We start from the raw sequence: 2,136 nt of genomic DNA, 5'->3' as shown, positions 1-2,136 counted from the left end.
GGTCTGGTCGGCGGGTGGGGTGAGCTGGCAGGATCGCGGCCATGTCGCAGGCACTCCCCCGGATCAGCAGGCGCCGCGCGCTTCAGGGTTCCGCGGCCGCCCTCGTGGTCTTCGGGCTGCTTGTGTGGTGGCTGCTGCCGCTCGACGAGAGCTCGCCGGGCGGGAAGGTCGTCTTCAGTACGGGCGTGCAGTCGGGCGTCTACCAGCGGTACGGGCAGCTGCTGCAGACCGCCGCCGCCAGCGACCTGCCGGATCTCGACATCGCGCTGCGGCAGAGCGAGGGCTCGCAGACGAACGTGCAGCGGGTCGCCACCGGGAAGGCCGACTTCACCATCGCCGCGGCCGACGCGGTGGAGAAGTACCAGCTGGAGGAGGGCGCGGGCTGGGAGCGGCTGCGCGGCTGCGCCCGGCTCTACGACGACTACGTACAGCTCGTCGTGAAGCACGACTCCACGGTGCAGGACGCCGCCGACCTGCGGGGCAAGAAGGTGGCCGTCGGCCAGCCGGGCTCCGGCGTGCGGCTGATCGCGGAGCGGGTGCTGAGAGCGGCGGGGCTCGACCCGGAGCGGGACGTTCATGCGGAGCCCAGCGGGATCGACAAGGCGCCGCGGCAGTTGGAGGACGGCGAGATCGAGGCGTTCTTCTGGTCCGGCGGGCTGCCCACGACCAGCATCCGGGAGCTGTCGCAGCGCACCGATGTCCGGTTGGTGCGGCTCGGCGGCCTGGTCAAGAAGCTGCACGCGCAGGGCGGCGCCTCGCGCTACTACCGGGCGGCCGTGATGCCCGCCGACGCCTATCCGGACGCCCGCGACAACGCCGCGGTGCCGACGCTCGCCGTCGCCAACCTCCTGGTCACCACGGACCGCGCGGACCCGGAGCTGACCGAGCGGCTGACCCGTACGGTCATCGACAGCCGCGACCACATCGGCAAGCAGGTGCACGCGGCGCAGCTGGTGGACCTGCGGACCGCGATCTACACGGATCCGCTGGCGCTGCACGACGGCGCTCGGCGCTACTACCGGTCGGTCAAGCCGTAGGGCCCGGTCAGGCCGTAGGGCCCGGTCAGGCCGTAGCCCCAGTCAAGCCGTAGGGCCCGTCGTCAGCGGGATCAGCCTTTCGGCGGCCGCCCAGGCGCCGACCAGGCCCGCGTCCGTGCCGAGGGCGGCGGGGGCGACCCGCAGGTGGCGTACGAAGTCCAGGGCCGCGTAGGTCTCCAGGTGCCGGCGGAGCGGGGTGAGGAGCAGCTCGCCCGCCGCGGCGACGCCGCCGCCGATCACCACGATGTCGATCTCCACGAGGGTCGCGGTGGCCGCGATGCCCGCGGCGAGGGCGCGGCCCGCGCGGTCGAAGGCGGCGAGCGCGTCGGCGTCGCCCGCGCGGGCGGCCTCGGCCGCGGCCTGAGCATCCGCCACGCGCGCGTGGCGGGCGATGGCGGTGCCGGAGGCGAGGCCCTCGACGCAACCGCGGCTGCCGCAGGGGCACTTCTCGCCGTCGAGGTCGACGCTGATGTGGCCGATATGGCCCGCGTTGCCGGTGGGGCCGGTGTGCAGGCGGCCGTCGAGGACGAGTCCGCCGCCGACGCCGGTGGAGACGACCATGCACAGGGCGTTGCGGTGGCCGCGCGCGGCGCCGAGCCGGTGTTCCGCCGCCGTCATCGCGACGCCGTCGCCGACGAGGACGGCCGGGACGTGCGCGCCGTTGCGGGCGAGGGCGTCCCGCACGCGCGCGTGCACGGGAAAACCGCGCCACGCGGGGATGTTGACCGGGCTGACGGTGCCGTGCGCCGCGTCCACGGGGCCCGCGCTGCCGATGCCGCAGCGGCGTACCTCGGACCACGCGGGCGTGCCGGCGAGTTCGTCGACGACCTCGTCCAGGGCGGCCATCACGGTGTCCGGGTCCGTCGAACGGGGCGTGGGGCGACGGGAGTCGGCGACCAGGGTGCCGTCGGACCGTACGAGCGCGCCGGCGATCTTGGTGCCGCCGATGTCGACGGCCACGGTGAGCCCGGCGCCCTCAGAGCCGCTGTCACCGGCTCCGCGCCGCCCCGCGGGCACGGAGGGCGCACGGCTCGGCGCGAGCGGGGCAGCGGCGGCTGTGGCGGTGCTCGGGGCGGTCACGGGGTGGCTCCTTCGGGGC

The 2,136-nt window shown here is 75.1% G+C and carries 2 protein-coding genes; one reads left to right on the top strand and one right to left on the bottom strand.

The genetic code is table 11. The features are described 5' to 3' along the window. Positions 1-41 precede the first annotated feature (41 nt). Complete coding sequence (locus GUY60_RS37085; RefSeq protein ID WP_161705902.1) at positions 42-1,037, top strand: TAXI family TRAP transporter solute-binding subunit; 996 nt, start codon at positions 42-44, stop codon at positions 1,035-1,037. 42 nt (positions 1,038-1,079) lie between these two features. Here GUY60_RS37085 and GUY60_RS37080 read toward each other — a convergent pair whose 3' ends face one another. After that, positions 1,080-2,054, bottom strand: coding sequence for an ROK family protein (locus GUY60_RS37080; RefSeq protein ID WP_376771364.1), 975 nt, complete (start codon positions 2,052-2,054; stop codon positions 1,080-1,082). Between the last annotated feature and the right edge of the window lie 82 nt (positions 2,055-2,136).

The sequence above is a fragment of the Streptomyces boluensis genome (assembly GCF_009908195.1).
GTDB classification, from domain to species: domain Bacteria; phylum Actinomycetota; class Actinomycetes; order Streptomycetales; family Streptomycetaceae; genus Streptomyces; species Streptomyces boluensis.
This window is presented reverse-complemented; position numbering and strand designations above follow the sequence as displayed.

Excerpts from the sequence above, each read along its gene's own strand:
- GUY60_RS37085 (WP_161705902.1), top strand. The coding sequence starts at position 42 with ATGTCGCAGGCACTCCCCCGGATCAGCAGGCGCCGCGCGCTTCAGGGT.